Annotated in this window: 22 protein-coding genes; 15 read left to right on the forward strand and 7 right to left on the reverse strand. The window is 64.9% G+C overall.

Going from position 1 to position 19,831, the window contains the following annotated elements:
- The first annotated feature begins 61 nt into the window (after positions 1–61).
- On the forward strand, positions 62–913 hold the full coding sequence (locus ACVIYL_RS13750; RefSeq protein ID WP_456778836.1) for a LysR substrate-binding domain-containing protein: 852 nt from the start codon (positions 62–64) through the stop codon (positions 911–913).
- Positions 914–921: 8 nt separating this feature from the next.
- Here ACVIYL_RS13750 and ACVIYL_RS13755 read toward each other — a convergent pair whose 3' ends face one another.
- The gene (locus ACVIYL_RS13755) at positions 922–1,179 is read right to left on the reverse strand and encodes a hypothetical protein (protein ID WP_456778837.1); all 258 of its coding nucleotides are present in this window, start codon (positions 1,177–1,179) and stop codon (positions 922–924) included.
- 196 nt (positions 1,180–1,375) lie between these two features.
- On the opposite strand from ACVIYL_RS13755, the gene ACVIYL_RS13760 reads away from it, so the two are divergent.
- From ACVIYL_RS13760 to ACVIYL_RS13770, 3 genes are all read left to right on the forward strand, one after another.
- A complete protein-coding gene (locus tag ACVIYL_RS13760; RefSeq protein ID WP_456778838.1) occupies positions 1,376–1,951 on the forward strand; it encodes a DUF2975 domain-containing protein in 576 nt (191 codons plus the stop codon).
- 10 nt (positions 1,952–1,961) lie between these two features.
- Positions 1,962–2,180: a helix-turn-helix domain-containing protein gene (locus tag ACVIYL_RS13765; protein WP_057017783.1), complete on the forward strand. Its 219-nt coding sequence runs from the start codon at positions 1,962–1,964 to the stop codon at positions 2,178–2,180.
- A gap of 70 nt (positions 2,181–2,250) precedes the next feature.
- Positions 2,251–2,439 carry a putative motility protein gene (locus ACVIYL_RS13770; RefSeq protein WP_069280209.1) on the forward strand — a complete coding sequence of 63 codons (189 nt, stop codon included), beginning with the start codon at positions 2,251–2,253 and terminating at the stop codon, positions 2,437–2,439.
- Here the strand turns inward: ACVIYL_RS13770 and tlpA are convergent, their stop codons facing one another.
- Entirely contained in the window at positions 2,440–3,120 is a 681-nt protein-coding gene (gene tlpA, locus ACVIYL_RS13775) for a thiol:disulfide interchange protein TlpA (RefSeq protein ID WP_225162776.1), read from the reverse strand.
- A 126-nt stretch (positions 3,121–3,246) separates the two neighbouring features.
- On the opposite strand from tlpA, the gene argH reads away from it, so the two are divergent.
- The 3 genes from argH to lysA all read left to right on the forward strand — a co-directional run bounded on the left by argH (position 3,247) and on the right by lysA (position 6,288).
- Positions 3,247–4,644, forward strand: a complete 1,398-nt coding sequence (gene argH / locus ACVIYL_RS13780; protein WP_456778839.1) for an argininosuccinate lyase — start codon at positions 3,247–3,249, stop codon at positions 4,642–4,644.
- Positions 4,645–4,736: 92 nt separating this feature from the next.
- The gene (gene lptM / locus ACVIYL_RS13785; RefSeq protein WP_057017758.1) at positions 4,737–5,006 is read left to right on the forward strand and encodes an LPS translocon maturation chaperone LptM; all 270 of its coding nucleotides are present in this window, start codon (positions 4,737–4,739) and stop codon (positions 5,004–5,006) included.
- A 16-nt stretch (positions 5,007–5,022) separates the two neighbouring features.
- Positions 5,023–6,288, forward strand: coding sequence for a diaminopimelate decarboxylase (gene lysA / locus ACVIYL_RS13790; RefSeq protein WP_253606645.1), 1,266 nt, complete (start codon positions 5,023–5,025; stop codon positions 6,286–6,288).
- Positions 6,289–6,524: 236 nt separating this feature from the next.
- Here the strand turns inward: lysA and ACVIYL_RS13795 are convergent, their stop codons facing one another.
- Both ACVIYL_RS13795 and ACVIYL_RS13800 read right to left on the reverse strand, forming a co-directional pair.
- Positions 6,525–7,436, reverse strand: coding sequence for an NAD(P)-dependent oxidoreductase (locus ACVIYL_RS13795; protein WP_456778840.1), 912 nt, complete (start codon positions 7,434–7,436; stop codon positions 6,525–6,527).
- Between the two features lie 197 nt (positions 7,437–7,633).
- Positions 7,634–8,017, reverse strand: coding sequence for a carboxymuconolactone decarboxylase family protein (locus ACVIYL_RS13800; RefSeq protein WP_018268955.1), 384 nt, complete (start codon positions 8,015–8,017; stop codon positions 7,634–7,636).
- Between the two features lie 172 nt (positions 8,018–8,189).
- Here ACVIYL_RS13800 and ACVIYL_RS13805 point away from each other — a divergent pair, with 172 nt between their 5' ends.
- The 4 genes from ACVIYL_RS13805 to ACVIYL_RS13820 all read left to right on the forward strand — a co-directional run bounded on the left by ACVIYL_RS13805 (position 8,190) and on the right by ACVIYL_RS13820 (position 13,330).
- Complete coding sequence (locus ACVIYL_RS13805) at positions 8,190–10,808, forward strand: TIGR02302 family protein (protein WP_168857835.1); 2,619 nt, start codon at positions 8,190–8,192, stop codon at positions 10,806–10,808.
- A 319-nt stretch (positions 10,809–11,127) separates the two neighbouring features.
- Positions 11,128–12,441 (forward strand): pilus assembly protein TadG-related protein, encoded by a 1,314-nt coding sequence (locus ACVIYL_RS13810; RefSeq protein ID WP_456778841.1) that lies wholly within the window; start codon positions 11,128–11,130, stop codon positions 12,439–12,441.
- Positions 12,442–12,506: 65 nt separating this feature from the next.
- On the forward strand, positions 12,507–12,956 hold the full coding sequence (locus ACVIYL_RS13815; protein ID WP_456778842.1) for a TadE/TadG family type IV pilus assembly protein: 450 nt from the start codon (positions 12,507–12,509) through the stop codon (positions 12,954–12,956).
- The gene (locus tag ACVIYL_RS13820) at positions 12,953–13,330 is read left to right on the forward strand and encodes a TadE/TadG family type IV pilus assembly protein (protein ID WP_225164603.1); all 378 of its coding nucleotides are present in this window, start codon (positions 12,953–12,955) and stop codon (positions 13,328–13,330) included. Before ACVIYL_RS13815 ends, ACVIYL_RS13820 begins: the two co-directional genes overlap by 4 nt.
- A 171-nt stretch (positions 13,331–13,501) precedes the next feature.
- Here the strand turns inward: ACVIYL_RS13820 and ACVIYL_RS13825 are convergent, their stop codons facing one another.
- Positions 13,502–13,879 (reverse strand): response regulator, encoded by a 378-nt coding sequence (locus ACVIYL_RS13825; RefSeq protein WP_016845302.1) that lies wholly within the window; start codon positions 13,877–13,879, stop codon positions 13,502–13,504.
- A gap of 37 nt (positions 13,880–13,916) precedes the next feature.
- A complete protein-coding gene (locus tag ACVIYL_RS13830) occupies positions 13,917–14,783 on the reverse strand; it encodes an MJ0042-type zinc finger domain-containing protein (RefSeq protein WP_456778843.1) in 867 nt (288 codons plus the stop codon).
- Between the two features lie 181 nt (positions 14,784–14,964).
- Between ACVIYL_RS13830 and ftsE the strand changes: the two genes are divergently transcribed.
- The 4 genes from ftsE to ACVIYL_RS13850 all read left to right on the forward strand — a co-directional run bounded on the left by ftsE (position 14,965) and on the right by ACVIYL_RS13850 (position 18,348).
- Entirely contained in the window at positions 14,965–15,624 is a 660-nt protein-coding gene (ftsE, locus tag ACVIYL_RS13835) for a cell division ATP-binding protein FtsE (RefSeq protein WP_076865300.1), read from the forward strand.
- Positions 15,617–16,588 carry a cell division protein FtsX gene (locus tag ACVIYL_RS13840; protein ID WP_456778844.1) on the forward strand — a complete coding sequence of 324 codons (972 nt, stop codon included), beginning with the start codon at positions 15,617–15,619 and terminating at the stop codon, positions 16,586–16,588. The genes ftsE and ACVIYL_RS13840 overlap by 8 nt, the downstream gene beginning before the upstream one ends.
- A gap of 163 nt (positions 16,589–16,751) precedes the next feature.
- Entirely contained in the window at positions 16,752–17,462 is a 711-nt protein-coding gene (locus ACVIYL_RS13845; RefSeq protein ID WP_456778845.1) for a YdcF family protein, read from the forward strand.
- A gap of 118 nt (positions 17,463–17,580) precedes the next feature.
- Positions 17,581–18,348 carry a lysophospholipid acyltransferase family protein gene (locus ACVIYL_RS13850; RefSeq protein ID WP_456778846.1) on the forward strand — a complete coding sequence of 256 codons (768 nt, stop codon included), beginning with the start codon at positions 17,581–17,583 and terminating at the stop codon, positions 18,346–18,348.
- A 233-nt stretch (positions 18,349–18,581) separates the two neighbouring features.
- Here the strand turns inward: ACVIYL_RS13850 and ACVIYL_RS13855 are convergent, their stop codons facing one another.
- On the reverse strand, positions 18,582–19,805 hold the full coding sequence (locus ACVIYL_RS13855; RefSeq protein WP_456778847.1) for an ABC transporter substrate-binding protein: 1,224 nt from the start codon (positions 19,803–19,805) through the stop codon (positions 18,582–18,584).
- Between the last annotated feature and the right edge of the window lie 26 nt (positions 19,806–19,831).

The following is a 19,831-nucleotide window of genomic DNA, read 5'->3' on the forward strand; positions in this document are numbered from 1 at the left end:
TTGTTCATTGAAAAACGGTATGATAAAGCATTTCAATGATTTCATATTTAAATGAATGACCATGAAGGCGCTCGACCTCGAGGCGGTCCAGGCGTTCGTCCTGGTAGCCGATCTCAGCAGCTTCACGCGCGCGGCGCAGGCGATGGAGACCACACAGTCCGCGGTCAGCCTGAAGATCAGGCGTCTGGAAGACGGCCTCGGCCGGCGGTTGCTGGAGCGAACGCCGCGGCTGGTTCGGCTGTCAGCTGAAGGTGCCGCCTTCCTCGGCGCCGCGCGCAATCTGGTGGCCGCGCATCAATCGGCGATCAACTCGTTTGCCGTCGAGCATCGGCGGCTGGTCGTCGGCATCAGCCACCACATCGTCGGCTCGGAACTCGCCTCGCTGCTGAAGCGGATGAACAGCACCGATCCCGGGCTGGTGATCCAGCTGCACGTCGACACGTCGCGTTCGGTGCTTAGCGCATTCGACGACGGCAGGCTCGATGCTGCGATCGTGCTCCGCCACGACGCCAAGCGCCGCGATGGCGACGTGCTGTTCGAAGAGCCGTTCGGCTGGATGGCCGCACCCGATTTTCACCATCGACCGGGCGAGCCGTTGCGCCTCGCGACGCAAGCCGAGCCGTGCAGCGTGCGTGCCATGGCGGTCGAAGCGCTCGACGCCGCCGGCATCGCCTGGACCGAGGCATTCGTCGGCGGCGGGTTGTCGACGATCGGAGCTGCGATCTCCGCAGGCCTTGCGGTCGCAGCGCTGGCGCGCCGCGTCGCGCCCGCGGATACCGTCGACCTCGGGCCAAAGCTTGGCCTGCCGCCACTGCCGTCTCGCGACGTCATGCTTCACTCAAAACTGTCCGATGCGCGGACACGGCAAGCGCTGCGCACCCTCGGCGCGGCCTTCGCGGCGAACACGGCCTGAGCGGCTGTTCATTCTGTCAGACGGCAGCCGGCGCGCTTGAGCATGTCGCGGATGATCAGCGGCGTTGCCGGTGTCTCGGTCGCTGCGGTGGTTGCCGCGCCGGCGATCGCGTCACGGGCCTGCTGGGCGTCGAGCGTCAGCCGTCGGGCGCAGGGTGGCACGCCGTGCGCTGCATCGAGCAGCCAGCCGGTGGTTTCGCCGGCGCCGGCCAGATAGGCCGTCAGGGCCTGCCGCGCGGTCGGATTGGTGGCGGCCTGATTCAGCATGGCCCTGACTTGCGCGACGGAGATTTGCCCACGCGATGTCGAGGGTTGAGCGTGCGCGGCTGTCGTCAACAGGAGGAGGGCGCAGATGGCGCGGCTCGGGCGGTTCAGCATGAATTGGCCTTTCGATATATGTTGACTTGCAGATATTAATTATCGTAAAACAATAATATCAGGTCAACAACCATCAAGGTCGAGCATGTCCGCGTCCCTCTCGTCAGAGCTTTCCCGATCCGCACGGCCAACGCACCTCGAACGCATCCGCGCGGTCAGCCGCGTGCTCGCCTACGCCTGCATCGGCATTTCGCTCCTGCTTGCTGTTGGATTGCTGGCCTATTGGGTGGCGAGCCCGGATCAAGCGATCCTGCGCGACGCCGGGCTGACCGGCATCGCGTTCCATCCTGTCGGCTGGCTGGTGCGGCTGATGGGCCTCGCGGTCTCGGCGTTGCCGCTCGCCGGTCTGATCTGGGGATTGTCGCGCGTGCGCGGCTGCTTCAATGCGTTCGCGCAGGGGCGCTTCTTCACGGCCGACAACGTGGCGAGGTTGCGCGACCTTGCGATCGCGATGCTGGTTTCGACCTTGCTCAAGCCGTTGATCGGCGCGCTGCTCTCGATCCTGCTGAGCTGGCAAACCTACGCGCAGGGCAAATCCATCGTCGTCGCGTTCGGGTCCGACACGCTGCTCGCGTTGCTGTTCGCCGGCCTGGTCGCGGTCACGGCCTGGGTGATGGCCGAGGCCAATGCGATCGCCGATGAGCACGGGCAATTCGTCTGAGGCATTCGCGATGCCGATCCGGGTCAGGCTGAATGTGATGCTCGCCGAGCGCAACGTGAAATCGAAGGAGCTTGCCGAATATGTCGGGATCACCGAGGCCAACCTGTCCCTGCTCAAGCAGGGCAAGGTGAAGGGTGTCCGCTTCGATACGCTGGAGCGGATCTGCACTTACCTGAAGTGCCAGCCCGGCGACCTCTTGCGCCATGAAGCGGACGATGCGTCAGCCTGACGCGGCCATCGATTACCCAAGCATTAACTTTCGCGCGTTACCTCAAACCCCAGTTTTGGGAGTGCCGCGTATGGACATGATGAGCATGGTCACCAGCATCCTGTCGATGCAGCAGGGCAATCTGCAGGGTGAGATCGCGACCCGCGTGACCAAGCAGAACCTCGACGCCGAGAAGTTCGCGGTTCAGACCCTGCTCGGCACGCCCTCCACCGCGAATTTGTCGCCTGGCATCGGCGACAACCTCAACGCCGTCGCCTGATCAGAACCCGGCTGCGGCTGGCTGCAGCGCGGCCTTCACCAGCTTGATCGCGTCGTCGCTCGCCCATTCGGCGGGACCGGCGATATTGGCGATTTCGCAGCCCTTGCCGTCGACCAGCACCGAGGTCGGCATGCCCAGCGCCTTGCCTATGTTCTTAAGATCTTGAAAAACCTTGGCTTTCTGATCCGAAAAATAGCCGAGATTGGTCAGATTGGCCTCTTTCAGGAAGTTTTTCGGCTTGTCCGGGTCGCGGGTGTCGATGTTGATCGCGACCACCTCGAAATCCTTGCCGCCGAGCTTGGTCTGCAGGCTGTCGAGCGCTGGCATTTCCTTGCGGCAGGGCACGCACCAGGTCGCCCACAAATTGACCAGCACGGTCTTGCCGCGCCAGTCCGAGAGCTTCTTCGGCTGGCCGTTGGCGTCCTCGAAGGTCAGGTCGGGCAACATCAAGGGAGTGGTTGCCATGGTCAGCGCCGCGACCTCGCCATGGGCGAGCGGGGCGATCTTCTTCGCCAGAGCCACCGCGCTGTTGCAGGCGATATCGCCGCCCGCGGGATGCTTGAGGCTGGAGACCCCGACATAGCCGATCACGGCCCCGGCCAGCACGGCGCCGATCACCAGCGGGATACGCCACTTGGCGGTCGGCCTGGCGGTCGGATTGGATGGGGTCGTCTCGGGCATATCGTTTGTCATCCTGGGTCGATGTGGCTAAGCAGTGCCGGGAATACGACCGGAACTGCGGTGCTGTTTCGCCGCCTCCGGCCATGAAACCGCAAGGCTGAAATACGAATTCGTGAGCGAGATGTCATGAGCAACAAGATGTGGGGCGGCCGGTTCTCGGAACGTCCCGACGCGATCATGGAGGAAATCAACGTCTCCATCGACGTCGATCGTCACCTTTATGCCCAGGACATTGCCGCGTCCAAGGCCCATGCCGCGATGCTCGCCGCGCAGGGCATCATCACGTCCGCTGATGCGAAAAATATCGGCAAAGGTCTAGACACGATTTTGTCAGAGATCGGCAAGGGCGATTTCGATTTCAAGCGCGCGCTCGAGGACATTCATATGAATGTCGAGTCGCGGTTGTCCGAATTGATCGGGCCCGCGGCGGGCCGGCTGCACACCGCGCGCTCCCGCAACGACCAGGTCGCGACCGATTTCCGGCTTTATGTCCGCGACACCATCGATGAGACCAATGCGGCGCTGGCCGCGTTCCAGCAGGCGCTGGTCGCCCGCGCGCTGGAGCATGCCGGCACGGTGATGCCGGGCTTCACCCATCTGCAGACCGCGCAGCCCGTGACCTTCGGTCATCATCTCCTAGCCTATGTCGAGATGGCCAGCCGCGACCGCGGCCGCTTCGCCGACGCGCGCAAGCGGTTGAACGAATCGCCGCTGGGCGCGGCCGCGCTCGCCGGGACCTCGTTTCCGATCGACCGCGCCGCGACCGCAAAGGCGCTCGGCTTCGACCGTCCGATGGCCAATTCGCTCGACGCGGTATCCGACCGCGATTTCGTGCTGGAGACGCTGTCGGCGGCCGCGATCTGCGCAGTGCATATGTCGCGCTTCGCCGAGGAGATCGTGATCTGGACCTCGCCCTTGGTCGGCCTCGTCAAGCTCAGCGACAAGTTCACCACCGGCTCGTCGATCATGCCGCAGAAGCGCAATCCGGACGCGGCCGAGCTGGTCCGTGCCAAGACCGGCCGCGTGATCGGCGCGCTCACCGCGCTGCTGATCGTGATGAAGGGCCTGCCGCTCGCCTATCAAAAGGACATGCAGGAGGACAAGCAGGGCGCGATGGAGGCTTTCGAGGCGCTGTCACTGGCAATTCGCGCCATGACAGGCATGGTCGAGGACCTGGTGCCGGACGAAGCAAAGATGAAGGCCGCCGCCGGCGAGGGCTACGCCACCGCCACCGATCTTGCCGACTGGCTGGTGCGCACCCTGAAAATGCCGTTCCGTGACGCCCACCACGTTACCGGGCGCATCGTCGGCCTGGCATCGAAGCAGGGTGTGGCGCTGCACGAGCTGTCGCTCAAGGCCATGCAGGAGGTCGAGCCGAAGATCACGGCCGACGCGCTGAGGGTGCTCAGCGTCGAATCCTCTGTGCAGAGCCGGACCTCGTTTGGCGGCACGGCGCCGAAGAATGTGATGGCGCAGGCCAAGGCCTGGGCCAAGCGGCTGGAAAAAGAGCGAAAATTGGGCTGAACCGGAAAATTTGGCCGTGATTTCATGGCGCTCCGCCTCTCGCCAGAGCACGCCAATGTTTGTATGGTGCCGCCCGAATTGGGGAATTCGTCGTGATTAGCAAGAACCGCCTGACCCCCTCGGGATGGGCCATCATTGTGCTGGGCGTATCAGCGCTGGCGCTCGGCGGCTGCGGCCGCAAGGGACCGCTCGACCTGCCGCCGACCGCGAACGTCGCGCCGGGCGCGGCACCGAGCGACACCGAGAGCGAGCGGGCAGCGCAGCCCAGCGTGTTCAATCCGACCTACGGCTCGGAGGCCGCGCCGGCCGCGCCGCGAGGCAATAAACGGCCCTTCCTCCTCGATCCGCTGCTCGGCAATTAGTATTTAAAAGCGTGTCATGAACCATTTCGACTATCGCAACGGCGTGCTGCATGCCGAGGCGGTCAATCTCATTGAGCTGGCGGAGGCCGTCGGCACGCCGTTCTATTGCTATTCGACCGCGACGCTGGAGCGCCACTACCGCGTCTTCACCGAAGCCTTCGCCGGCGAGAAGGCGCTGGTCTGCTACGCCATGAAGGCGAACTCCAACCAGTCGGTGCTGCGCACGCTGGCCAAGCTCGGCGCAGGCGCCGACGTGGTGTCCGGCGGCGAGTTGAAGCGGGCTCTGGCGGCCGGGATTCCGCCCTCGAAGATCGTGTTCTCCGGGGTCGGCAAGACCGAGGGCGAGCTGCGTGCCGCGCTTGCCACGGACATCCTCTGCATCAATATCGAGTCGGAGCCGGAGCTCGAGATGCTGTCGCGTCTCGCGGTCGAAATGAAGAAGACGGCCCGCATCTCGGTGCGGGTCAATCCCGATGTCGATGCCGGCACCCACGCCAAGATCTCGACCGGCAAGTCGGAGAACAAGTTCGGCATTCCGATCGCTCGCGCCCGCGAGGTCTATGCCCGCGCGGCAAAGCTGCCGGGCGTCAAGGTCACTGGTACCGACGTGCATATCGGCAGCCAGATCACCGATCTCGGCCCGCTGGAGGTCGCTTTCCGGCTGCTCGCCGAATTCGTGCAGACGCTGCGCGCCGACGGCCACGACATCTCGCATATCGATTTCGGCGGCGGCCTCGGCATCCCCTATTACATGGATCGCGCCGCGCCGCCGGCGCCGGATGCCTATGCGGCGATGGTCAAGCGCGTCACGCACAATCTCGGCTGCACGCTGATGTTCGAGCCGGGCCGCATGATCGTCGGCAATGCCGGCATCCTCGTCACCCGCGTGATCCATGTGAAGCCGGGCGATGCCAAGAACTTCGTTATCATCGACGCCGCGATGAACGACCTGATCCGGCCGACCCTGTATGAAGCGCATCACGACATTCTGCCGGTGCGCCAGCCTGCGCCCGGCACCCCGACCATGGTCGCGGATGTGGTCGGCCCGGTCTGCGAGACCGGCGACTATCTCGCGCTCGACCGCTCGCTGCCGCAGCCGAAGGCCGGCGATCTGCTGGCGATCATGACCGCCGGCGCCTACGGCGCGGTGCAGTCCGGCACCTACAACACGCGGCCTCTGGTGCCCGAAGTGCTGGTCAAGGACGACCAGTACGCCGTGGTCCGCCCGCGCATCGACGTCGACGCCCTGATCGCGATGGACAGGCCCGCGCCGTGGCTGTGATGGCCGGTGTCGCGCCTCACTAACGGTGTCGTCCCTGCCTAGTGCGCAATTGCGCACGGGAGCAGGGACCCCTAACCACCGCTCTTGATTGTTGTCCTGAGCCGGGGCCGCAGCTCAGCTAAACCACGAAGTCCTGTGGTGATGGGTCCCGGGTCGCGCGGAGCCTGTCATCGGGCGGCGCTTCGCGCCGACCCGTTGGCTTGCCCGGGACGACAGCGTTTATTTCGGCGAGAGCGTTACTTCGCGGCGTGACTGCCGCCTTTACCGCCGCCGACGATCACGCCCGCGGCCTTCTCGATCGGCTTGATCGCCGCGGTGAAGTCCGACTCCGGTCCCTCGTCGCGGATGATGACTTCCCAGAGCCGGCCGACCGCTTCGGCGACTTCCATCGACAGCCCGAGCGCGCGCATTTCCTCGACCGCAAGCCGCACGTCCTTCACCATCAGACCGGTAGCGAAGCCGAAGTCGAAGCTGCGCGGCAAGACCGAGCGCGGAAACTTGTCGCGGCTCGCGGTGTTCAGCCCGGAGCCGGCATTGATGACGTCGATCATCACGGCCGGATCGAGCCCGGACTTGACGCCCATCACAACAGCCTCCGAGGTCGCCACCATCGCGGTCGCCGACAGGAAGTTGTTGGCGAGCTTCATGGTCTGGCCGGAGCCCGGCTTGGTGCCGATGAAGAACACCTTGCCGATGACGTCGAGCGCGCCCTTCACCAGTTCGAAATCGGCGCGCGGGCCCGACACCATCACTGCCAGCGTGCCCTTCTCGGCGCCGGCGACGCCGCCGGAGACCGGGCTGTCGATCTGCACGATGTTCTTCTTGGCCAACAGCTCGTGGATCTTCACCGCCATCCGCGAGCCGACGGTGGAGAGGTCGATGAAGCGTTTGACGCGCGTGCCCTCGATCACGCCGCCCGCGCCGGTCGCGACCTCGAGTGAGGCCTGCAGCGAGGGCAGGCTCGCCATCACGGTCTCGACGCGGTCGGCGATGTCCTTGGGCGAGGTTGCGGCCACCGCGCCGAGTGCGACCAGCCTGTCGAGCGCGTCCTTGCTGGTGTCGAACACGGTGAGCTTGTGGCCGGCCTCGATCAGCCGGCGCGCCATCGGGAAGCCCATCTTCCCGAGGCCGATGAATCCGATTTCCATGAGTCGTTTCCTCTATGTCGTTATGTGCGGAGCCGCGCACCCCACATTCGCTGTCGTCCCGGCGAAGGCCGGGACCCATTACGACCGCGGTTGATTGCTGTGCTCCGCTGGAGCCCCAGCGTGTTCCCACCACGAAGGCCTGTGGTTATGGGTCCTGGCTTTCGCCAGGACGACATTGCGTGTGAGGCAGCAGCGTCTCACGCCTTGTTGTCGAGTTCGGCGAACACCTCGCGCGCGATGCGGAAGCTGTCGACGCCGGCGGGGATGCCGGCATAGATCGAGACCTGCATGAAGATCTCGCGGATTTCGTCGCGGGATACGCCGTTGGTCAGCGCGCCCTTGATGTGGGCCTTCAATTCGTGCGGCCGGTTCAGGATCGAGATCATGGCGAGGTTGAGCATGCTGCGGGTCTTGCGCGGCAGTTCCTCGCGGCCCCAGACCGCGCCCCAGCAATATTCGGTGACGAGTTCCTGGAATGGCTTGTTGAAGCTGTCCGAATTCTTCAGCGCATTGTTGACATAGGCTTCGCCCAGCACCGCCTTGCGGATTTCGAGCCCCTTGTCGTGCGTTTTTTGGTCCATATCGCGTTCCTCATGCGTTAATGCGATGGTTCGGCCGGGACGTTACGGGGTCGAACCGCCGCAGTCACGCCTTCGTGTTATGCGTATTTCCCGGTGTGGGTTACTGCCTGGAACGGGTGCCTCAAAGTCGCCGCCGTGCTAGGCTGACCTGCCGGCTACCCCGGAGATTTTATTGAGCGGAGCCAACATCGACCCCTCTGACCCGTCACGCGCCGTCCGCGACAGCGATGCGATCGCGCGGCTGAAACTGACAGAGGCTCTGCAGCGGGCAAGGTTCGCGATTGGGTGGGAACGGGCCTGGCCGCATCTGGCCCGGTTCCTGACGGTCGCAGGATTGTTCTTGGTCGCGTCCTGGGCCGGGCTGTGGCTGGTGCTGCCGTTTGTCGCACGCGTGGCCGGCGCCGGCCTGTTCGCGATTGCCGCGCTCGCGGCGCTGTCGCCGCTGGTGCGCTTCCGCTGGCCGAGCCGCGAGGAGGGCCTGAGCCGGCTCGACCGCGGCGCCGGCATTCGCCATCGTCCGGCGACCACGCTCTCCGACACGCTCACCAACAAGGACCCGTTTGCGCTGGCGCTGTGGCAGGCGCAGCGCGAGCGCACGCTGGCCTCGATCAAGCGCATCCGCGCCGGGCTGCCGCGGCCGCGCGTGTCGCTGCATGATCCCTGGGCGCTGCGCGCGCTGGTCATCGTGATGCTGGTCGCGAGCTATGTCGCCGCCGGCGACGAGCGCGGCCTGCGGGTCGCCTCCGCATTCGACTGGAACGGCATCATGGCGCCGGCCAATGTCCGGGTCGATGCCTGGGTGACGCCGCCCAACTACACCGGCAAGCCGCCGATCATTCTGTCCAACGCCAACAAGGACGCCAACGCGGCGGACACCACCCCGCTCGCGGTTCCGGCCGGCAGCACGCTCCTGGTGCGCTCCAGCGGCGGCAGCATCGACGTCGTCGTCGGTGGCGGTGTTACCGAGGTCGCGCCGGACGGGCAGGCGCCCAAGGGCACCAACGAGCGGCATTTCAAGATCACCGGCGACGGCACCGCGCATGTCCGTGCGCCGGCCGGCCAGCCGCAGTGGAAATTCACCGCGACGCCGGACCGCCCGCCGTCGATTGCGCTCGCCAAGGATCCGGAGCGGCAGGCGCGCGGCGCGCTGCAGATGTCCTACCGGCTCGAGGACGATTACGGCGTCAGCGAAGCGCGCGCGCAATTCGCGGTGCGGCCGACCGATGCGCCGAAGGAGGCCGACGGCAAGAAGGATGCCGACGGCAAGGCGGCGCAGCCGCGACCGCTGTTCGAGCCGCCGCAATTCGCGCTGGTGCTGCCGAATGCGCGCACCCGCAACGGCGTCGGCCAGACCGTGAAGGACCTCAGTGAGGATCCCTATGCCGGCGCCGACGTGACCTTGACGCTGACGGCCAAGGACGAGGCCGGCAATGAGGGCAAGAGCGAGCCGTTCAACATGCGGCTGCCGGAGCGCCTGTTCACCAAGCCGCTGGCGCGCGCGCTGATCGAGCAGCGCCGTATCCTGGCGCTCGACGCCAATCAGAACGGCCAGGTGTTCGCCGCGCTCGAGGCGCTGATGATCGCGCCCGAAATGTTCATGCCGGAGACCGGCTATTACCTTGGCCTGCACACCGTGAGCCGGCAGCTCGAGGCGGCGCGCACCGACGACCAATTGCGCGAGGTGGTCGCCAGCCTGTGGTCGCTCGCCGTCACCATCGAGGACGGCAACATCTCGGACGTCGACAAGGCGCTGCGTGCGGCGCAGGACGCGCTCAAGCAGGCGCTCGAGCGCGGCGCGACCGACGAGGAGATCAAGAAGCTCACCGACAATCTGCGCGCCGCGCTGGACAATTTCCTCCGCCAGATGGTCGAGCAGTTCCGCAACAATCCGCAGCAGCTCGCCCGGCCGCTCGATCCCAATGCCAAGGTGCTGAGCCAGCAGGATCTCAAGAACATGCTCGATCGCATGGAGCGGCTGTCACGCTCCGGCGACAAGGATGCGGCGCGGCAGCTGCTCGAGCAGATGCAGCAGATGCTGGAAAACCTGCAAATGGCGCAGCCCAATCAGGGCGACGACGACATGCAGCAGTCGCTCAACGAGCTCGGCGACATGATCCGCAAGCAGCAGCAATTGCGCGACAAGACCTTCAAGCAGGGCCAGGATTCCCGCCGCGACCGCATGCGCGGCAAGCAGGGCGAGCAGTCGATGGGCGACCTGCAGCAGGACCAGCAGGCGCTGCGCGATCGCCTGAAGAAGCTGCAGGAAGAGCTCGCCAAGCGCGGCATGGGACCGGACCAGCGCGGCCAGAAGGGCCAGAAAGGCCAGGGTCAGAAGGGCGACCAGGCGCAGCCGGGCGATCAAGGCGGCGACCAGGGCGATGACGGCGATGACGGGCTCGACCAGGCCGATTCCGCGATGGGCGATGCCTCCGGGCGGCTCGGCGAGGGCAATGCCGACGGCGCGGTGGATTCGCAGGGCCGTGCGCTGGATGCGCTGCGCAAGGGCGCCCAGAGCCTCGCCGACGCGATGCAGCAGGGCGATGGCGACCAGCCGGGCGACAGCCCCGGCAACCGCGCCGGCCGCCAGCAGAGCGGCGGCAACCAGACCGATCCGCTCGGCCGCCCGTTGCACGGCCGGGAATTCGGCGACGACTACACGGTGAAGATCCCCGGCGAGATCGACGTGCAGCGCGTCCGCCGCATCCTCGAAGAGCTGCGCCGCCGCCTCGCCGATCCGTCGCGGCCGCAGATCGAGCTCGACTACATCGAGCGGCTGCTGAAGGATTATTGAGCGCCTCGTCCTTCGACTGTCGTCATCCGTGAAAGCTCGTGCCTACTCACGAGACATCGGCGCTTGAATCGAACGGCCACGGCGACCTGTATGCCGCGCTTCCACTGGAATGACGCGGAATATGCACGACGGTCGTAAGCCTGCAGACGTCAGCTTCTGCGGGCTACGCGCCCCGCGTTCCAATCGGGTGCGATCGGGACCGGGTGTCGTCCGCCCGTTTCGCACAATTTTCCTAAAATTGTCGGGTTCCCGTTGGTGCGCATTTAAGTCGCTTGCGTCACCTTACTTCGGAAAATTGGCAAGCGTCTCAGGAGAGCACATGAGGCACAGCCGTTTATTCATTGCATCGTCATACCGGCCATTGGGTATTACTCGCCGGCACCAACATCAGACCAGCTTGGTTCGACAATTCGTTCGAGACCAGTCGGGCAGCTATGTGATCATTTCAGCGCTGCTCATGCCGGTCCTGGTCGGCACGGCAGGGCTCGGTACCGAAGTGGGATGGTGGTACTACAAACATAAGAACATGCAGAGTGCCGCCGACTCCGGCGCGGTGAGCGCCGCAACGGCGGCAAGTGCAGGCGCCGACCTTTTGTCCGAAGCCAATGCGGTCACGGCAAACTACGGTTACGCGAACGGGGCGAACAACGTCACGGTCACGGTGAATCAACCGCCGAAGACCGGCAGTCAGACGTCGAACCTGCAGGCGGTCGAAGTCATCGTGAGCCAACCGCAACAGCGGTTGCTATCAGCCTTGTTCGGCTCGGCCCCGGTGCCGGTCACCGCGCGCGCGGTCGCCCTGCCGAATTCCGGGACGGGCTGCGTGCTTGCGCTCAACGCCAGCGCCAGTCCCGCGGTCAACGTGAGCGGCGGCAACCAGCTCAACCTGATCAAGTGCAACCTTTACAGCAACTCGGGTGCAAGCCCATCGCTCAACGTGGCCGGCAGCGCGACGGTCGCCGCCAATCAGGTCGGCGTCGTCGGCGACGTCTCCGGCACCAGCAACATCACCGCCACCAACGGCGTCAAGACGCATGTGAAGCCAATGGCTGACCCGTATGCGAACGTCTCTCCGCCGTCGAAGCCGAGCTGCACGAACGCCAAGATTACGGTCAATTCCAACGGAAAGACGAATTCTCTCAGCCCCGGCTGCTACTCGGGCAGCATTACGGTGAACGCCGGCGCAACGCTGAACCTCGATCCGGGCATCTATTACCTGGACGGCTCGAACTTGAGCGTCGCGGGCAACGCCACCATCACGGGCAGCGGCGTGACCCTGGTCTTTACGGGCTCGGGAAGCAAGTGGGGCACGGCTTCGATCGGCAGCAACGCCATCGTCGATCTGACGGCGCCGACCTCCGGCTCCACGAAGGGCATCGTCATGTATGGCGACCGCAACATGCCGGCCGGGACTACCTTTAATCTCACGGGTGGTGCCACCCAGAACTTCGGCGGCGCCATCTACCTGCCGAAGGCCGACCTCAGCTTCGGCGGTGGTAACGGCACAAGCACATCATGCACCAAGATCATCGCGGACACGCTGACGTTCAGCGGCACGTCGAACCTTCAGGTCAATTGTTCGGCGCTCGGCACCGCGACGATAGGCACGCAAACCGCGCAACTCATCGAGTGAGGTTGGCCCCGATGCAAATCCAGAGATCCTCATCCAACAGCCGTGGTCGATTGGTTTTCTCTCTGATGCAGCTTGTGCGCACCGCCGTTCACGACAGGGGCGGCGTCGCGGCCATCGAATTCGGCATCATGATCCCGTTGCTGTCCCTGATGGTCGTCTCGGTAACCGACATCGGACTCGCGCTCTATCGCAAGATGCAGGTCGAGAATGCCGCGCAGGCGGGAGCGCAATACGCCATCGTGCGCGGCTTTGACGAGACTGGCGTCACCAGCGCCGTAACAGCCGCCACGAATTCCACAGCCATCAATGCTTCGCCCAAGCCGTACCAGTTTTGCGGGTGCCCGACCAGTTCGGGGGTCAGCACCGTCAGTTGCGGTGCGGTCTGCCCCAGCGGCGCGCAGGCCGGAACATATGCCATGGTTTCGGCGCAAGGGACCTACTACACGCTGATCAATTATCAGATTGTGGCGGCCACCTACACCTATAGCGCCCAGTCCACTGCGAGGCTGCAGTGAAACTCACACCGCTATGGCGGGACAATCGAGGAGCCTCCGCGCTGGAATTCGCCCTGACCGCTCCCGTGTTCTTCCTGTTCATATTTGGCATCATCGAATTCGGACTGCTGTTCTGGACTCAGCTCGGGCTGCAGCACGGCACCGAAATGGCGGCGCGTTGCGCGACCGTCAACAGCACGCTCTGTCCAAGCGGCAGCGCCATCACGAATTACGCCGCGCAGCAGGCGTTCGGCCTCACGCTCCCGGCGCAGACATTCACCTATTCCACGTCAGCCTGCGGCAACGTGGTCAGCGCGAGTTATGCATTTCAATTTGCGCAATTTCTCAATCTGTCCCCGGTGACGCTGACCGCCCGGGCATGCTTTCCGAGTTGAGCTCGTAACCCTAGTTTCCCGAATCCGAAGTTTGCATCATTGGCCGCACCTTCGGGGCGAACTTCGGATTCGATAAGGACACTAGCAAACTTATGATTCTAGTGTGCTTTATGAATGCGAAGTTCGTGAAAGTGGCTGCCGCGAAATCGCACGAACTTCGCATTCAGCACACTAGCCGGCCTTCCGCGCCGCCAGCGCGTCCGCGACTGCGGTGCGGATATCGGCCACCGAGAACGGTTTCGTCACCACGTCATGCACGATCGCCTCGAGGCCGGAGGCGCGTTCGCGCTGATGGGCGAAGCCGGTCATCAGCAGGATCTTCAGCGCAGGGAAGTCGCGCGCCGCGGTCAGCGCCAGCGCGATGCCATCCATCACGGGCATCTGGATGTCGGTGAGCAGAAGGTCGAACGCGCCTTCGTCGCGCGTCAGCACCTCCAGCGCCTCGGCGCCGTCCTGCGCGGTCACGGTTTCGTGGCCGTCCATGGCGATGGCGCGCGCCACCAGCGAGCGCATCGAGTCTTCGTCGTCGGCGATCAGAACACGCGTCATGGTGATTGGTCGGTTCCCGATGGAGTTGGCCGGCGGCTCACGCGCGGCCGCCGGTGAGATCACGCTTGTTGAAGAAGCGTACGTCGATATTGCGGCCTTCGGGCGGCGGCGAGGCGAGGCGCGACTTGAAGAAGGCCCGCTCGCCGGGATTGAGCACCGGCTGCTCCAGCACGGCGTTCCAGGCATAGATTTCGGCGCCCTGGGCGTCGCGGACCGAGAAGCGCAGCCGAGGCAATTCGACCGGCTTCCTGGTCTGGCCGACGATCATGCCCTCGATCACCAGCACCGGCTTGCCGTCCACGGTCTCGTTGGTGATCTTGAGATCCTTGAAGGCGAGCCCGCGCAAATTCACGTCGAGCCCGGCCATCTTGTAGAACAGCGCGGTCTGCGGCAGCAGCCGCACCACATCGTTGCGCCAGACGAACAGCGCGATGATCAGCGCGGCCATGGCGCCGCAGGTGGTCGGCAGGGCGCCGATCACCGGCATGAACGGAATTCGGGGCAGGGCGGGCAGGCGGAATAGGCGGGGAAACCGGGGCAGGCGGAAGCGGCCCCTGGTTCCCGCGTCCCCGGCGTCGGCATGGGCCGCGGCATCCGCCTCGGCCAGCGCCGGCCATTCCGTGGCGGCGTCGCTGCCCTCGGCGGGCAAATCGGCCGAAATCGAGGGGCTCTCGACCATCGGGGTCGCGTCAGCCTCCTCCCGGCCCATGGCCTCCCATTCGGCGGCGAGGTCGGATCCGGCGGACTGATAGGCCAGAGTGGGCGCGGTCGCCCCGATGGCGTCCTCCGGCCGGGCCAGCCAGACCTCCCGGCAGCGGGAACAACGGACAGTACGTCCGGCCTCGCCAAGGGTGGCCGGATTGATGGCGTAGGATGTTGTACAATGCGGGCAAACAATATGCATGGAGGCCGAATCTCCACCGTGTGGATGCCCGGATGCTACTTAGCGACCGTTAACGAATCGGAAACCATAACCGAAGCACAAGCTTTCTGTGCGGTTCGCGGGCGCTCGGCCGGGGTTCGGGCCGTCTTCGCCGTCGGTGTGGGGTATTGGGCCATCGGCCCTCTCGAACGGAGCTAGCGCATTGGTTCGGTTCGAAAATGTCGGTCTGCGCTACGGGCTCGGCCCGGAGATTTTGCGCGACCTCTCGTTCATGATCCCGGCGCACTCGTTCCAGTTCCTCACCGGGCCGTCGGGCGCGGGCAAGACCTCGCTGCTGCGGCTGTTGTTCCTGTCGTTGCGGCCGACCCGCGGGCTGGTCAATCTGTTCGGCAAGGACGTCTCGCTGCTGAGCAAGGATCAGATCGCGGACCTGCGCAAGCGGATCGGCATCGTGCTGCAGGATTTTCGCCTGCTCGATCACATGACCACCTATGAGAACGTCGCGCTGCCGTTCCGCGTGATGGGCCGCGAGGAATCGAGCTATCGCCGCGAGGTGATCGATCTCTTGAAATGGGTCGGCCTCGGCGAGCGCATGGATGCGCTGCCGCCGATCCTGTCGGGCGGCGAGAAGCAGCGCGCCGCGATCGCGCGCGCGGTGATCTCGCGGCCGCAACTGCTGTTGGCGGACGAGCCGACCGGCAGCGTCGATCCGACGCTCGGGCGCCGCCTGCTGCGGCTGTTCATCGAGCTCAACAAATCCGGCACCGCGGTCATCATAGCGACCCACGACATCACGCTGATGGATCAATACGAGGCGAGGCGGCTGGTGCTGCATCAGGGACGGCTGCACATCTATGAATAGAGGCGGCGACGAGAAAGTATCGTTGGTCGATCTCGGGCGCGAACGCCCGCAGGTCCCGGCCACCGCGCGCAACATGTCGCCGATTGTGCCGCGTGCCTCGATCTCGGGCCGTGCGCTGGTCGCGGTCGTCGCGATCATGACCTTCCTCGCCTCGCTGACGACAGGCACCGTGCTGCTGGTCAGCGCGTCAGCCGCCGAATGGCAGTCGGAAGTATCGAGCGAGATCACCATCCAGGTGCGCCCCTCGCCGGGCCGCGACCTCGATCGCGACGCGCAGGCCGCGGTGGACGCGATGCGGGCGCAGCCCGGCATTCTCGAGGTCCGTCCGTTCAGCAGGGAGGAATCCGCCAAGCTGCTGGAGCCGTGGCTCGGCAGCGGGCTCTCGATCGACGAACTGCCGGTGCCGCGCGTCATCGTGGCGCGGGTGCAGCCCGGCACCACGCTCGATCTCGCCGGCTTACGCGCGCGGGTGACGCAGGCGGCGCCGACCGCAAGCGTCGACGATCACCGCGCCTGGATCGAGCGCATGCGCTCGATGACCGGCGCCACGACGTTCGCCGGCGTCGGCATCCTCATCCTCGTGATCATCGCAACCATCATCTCGGTGTCGTTCGCGACCCGCGGCGCGATGGCCGCCAACCGCCCGATCGTCGAGGTGCTGCATTTCGTCGGCGCCGGCGACAGCTTCATCGCCAACCGCTTCCTGCGGCATTTCCTTCGGCTCGGCCTCGAAGGCGGGCTGATCGGCGGCGGTGCGGCGATGTTGGCGTTCGGCTTCTCCGAGTCGATCGCCAACTGGTTCTCCGGCACGCCGGTAGGCGACCAGTTCGCGGCCCTGCTCGGCACGTTCTCGCTGCGCCCGTCCGGCTATCTGGTGCTGGCGATGCAGGCAGTGCTGATCGCGGCGATCACCGCGTGGGCATCGCGCCGCACCCTGTTTGCCACGCTCGATGACATCGACTGACGGCGCCGCGAAACTCGAAATCACGGCGCCGCCTCGTGATTGCATTTCGTCGCCCAAGTGTGAATTCGCGCGCATGCACGCGGCCCTGGTCCCGGGGAAAACCGGTTTCCACTTTTCCGGATCATGCTTTAAAATCGCCCGGGGGGAAGGATAACCGCATCACATGAGTTTGCAGTCCGACGATACGTCGCCGAATGGCTTTGCCGCGCGCCCGCGCGGCTGGCTGCGCGCCGTCATCGTCGCGCCGCTGGCGCTTGCCTTCGTCGCCGCGGCGGTCGGCTTTGTCGGCTTCCTCTCGCAATTGCGCGGCGTCGAGACCGACCCGCCACAAAATGCCGACGGCATCGTGGTGCTGACCGGCGGCTCGTCGCGGGTGTCCGACGCCATGGAACTGTTGGCTGCCGGCTACGGCAAGCGTTTGCTGATCTCGGGCGTGCATCCGACCAACGACGCCAGCGACATTTCCCGCTCTGTGCCGGACAGCAAGGGGCTGATGAGCTGCTGCGTCGATCTCGACCGCTCGGCGCTGAACACCCGCAGCAACGCGGCGGAGACGCGGCGCTGGGCGCGCGAGCGCGGCTTCAAGTCGCTGATCGTCGTGACCTCGAACTACCATATGCCGCGGGCGATCGTGGAACTGTCACATGCGATGCCCGACGTGACGCTGATCCCGTTCGCCGTGGTCGGCGACAAATGGCGCGACGAGCCGTGGTGGACGAGTGGCGCGACGTTCCGTCTCTTGCTATCGGAATACGCCAAATATGTCGCCGCGGAGATGCGGGTGCGGCTGGCCGGTCTCGGCCTCGACCTGACCTCCGATCTCGCCGAGCCGGCTGCCGCGCCGCCCCGCCCGGCGACGGCGCTGGCGAATTGATGTATCAGGCACCGTCATTCCGGAATGGTGCGCCAGCACCATATCCGGAATCTCGAGATTCCGGGTTCGCTTCGCGCCCCGGAATGACTGATGATTTCACAGAGGATAGTCGTTGAGCATGACTTCGATCTTCCTGCGCTCGCTGATCTTCAACGTGCTGTTCTATCTCGTGCTGGTGGCGATCTGCATCATCGCGCTGCCGGCGCTGCTGCTGCCGCGGGGGGCGTTGATGGCGCTTGAAGCCGCGTGGGCCAACATCAGCCTGTTCCTGATGCGCGTGATCTGCAACATCAGGATCGAGTTTCGCGGGATCGAGAAGATTCCGAGCGGGCCGCTGGTGGTCGCCTCGAAGCACCAGTCGTTCTGGGAGACCTTCGCGCTGGTGCGCTTCTTCGAGCATCCGCTGTTCATCCTGAAGCGCGAGCTGATGATGATCCCGGTGTTCGGCTGGTACCTCAAGAAGGTCGGCATGATCTCGGTCGAGCGCGGCGGCGGCCCGCGCTCGCTGATCAAGACGCTGAAGCGCGCAGCGGCCGAGGTGAAGCTCGGCCGCCAACTTGTGATCTTTCCCGAGGGCACCCGCACCGCGCCCGGTGCCGCGCCGAACTACAAGGCCGGCGTCGCGCAGATCTATGCCGAGAGCGGCGTGCCGTGCCTGCCGATCGCGCTCAATTCCGGGCTGTTCTGGCCGCGCCGCACCTTCATGCGCTATCCGGGGACGCTGGTGGTCGAATTCCTCGATCCGCTGCCGCCGGGATTGCCGCGCGACGAGTTCATGGCTCGCCTGCGCGACCAGATCGAAACCGCCACCACCCGCATCGTCGAGGCCGGCCGCGCCGAGCAGGCGAAATTGTTCGGCGGTGTGCCGAACGCGGCGAAAGGGTAGGGCGCAGCACAAGCCCTGGTGCGGTTGCTGCCGGGAATTTCGTGCCCGCGGTTTCGTCGGTCCCTTCAGAAATCGTCATGCCCGGGCTTGTCCCGGGCATCCACGTTTTTGGTTCGGCCTGAAGCAAGACGGTGGATGGCCGGGCACAGGCAAGCCGAAGCGATGCCGTCCTTCGGGCGGCTGCCCGGCTCATGACGATGCGGAGAGTTACCGTATCGCGAAAGGCGTCGCCATCACTGACCGGCCGCCGCGTCGGTGTTGAAGGTCTCGCCTTGCGGCACCCAACTCTTGCCGTCGAACGTTGCGATCTGCATCTGCGTGAACGGCGCATAGCGGTCCGGCCGCGTCGAGATAGCGATGCCGGGCAGCAGCAACGGCGCAACCACCTTGTTGAGGTTGGTTGCCTGCTTCAGCAAATTCTCGCGCGTCAGATCATCGCCGCACATCTCGATGACCTTCACCGTCATATAGGCCGAGATGTAGCCGGTGACGTTGCTGCCGTCGGCGATGTCGCCTTGCGGGTACCACTTTGCCAGGAACTCCTTGAACTCCTTCACGTCGGCCGCGCTCTCCCAGGTGGGATCGGTCGGCGTCTTGAACGCGAGCGCGGTCAACAATCCCTTCGAAGCTTCGATGCCGGCCGGCTCCATGACGCCCTTGATCGATGAGGAGACGCTGACCACGTAGTTCAGCGGTTTCCATCCGAGCTCGTAGACCTTGCGTATCGCCTGCGCGCCGAACTTGGGCGTCGCCATCGTGAACAGCGTGTCGGCGCCGGAGGCTTTCAGGGAGACGATCTGCGAATCGACCGTCGGATCGGAAACCTCGTAGGTCACTTCCTTCACGATCATCGTCTTCGCCTTGTCGCCGAGGCCATCCTTCAGCCCCTTGACGTAATCCTTTCCGGCATCATCGTTCTGGGAGAACACGCCGAGCTTCGCGTCGGGCTTGTTCTTCAACAGATATTTGGCGAAGATCATGCCCTCCATCTGGTAGGGTGGATAAAGCTGGGTGGTCCACGGGAAGTTCTTCGGGTCGTCCCATTTTGCCGCGCCCGTCGAAATGAAGATCTGCGGGACCTTCTTCTGGTTCAGATACTTCTGGATCGCTGAATTGGTCGGTGTGCCGATGGTACCGATGATTGCCAGCACCTCGTCCTGTTCGACGAGGCGTCGCGTCTGCTCCACGGTCTTCGGCGGCGAATAGGCGTCGTCCAGTGAAATCAGCTTGATCTTTTGGCCGTTCACGCCGCCCTTCGCGTTGATCATCGCGTAGTAGGCCTCTTCGAGACGCCCCTGGGTGCCGTAGGCGGACGCCGGGCCGCTATAGGGCATGGTCTGGCCGATCTTCACCTCGGTATCGGTGACACCGGGGCCGTATTTCTTGTCGGCGAGGGCAGGTTGGGCGGTGGCGAGCATCAGCGCGCAGAACACTGCGCGTGAGTAACGAAACGTCATGGCGAATCTCCCCAAGTATCGGCCAC

The organism is Bradyrhizobium sp. USDA 3315, from assembly GCF_054056795.1.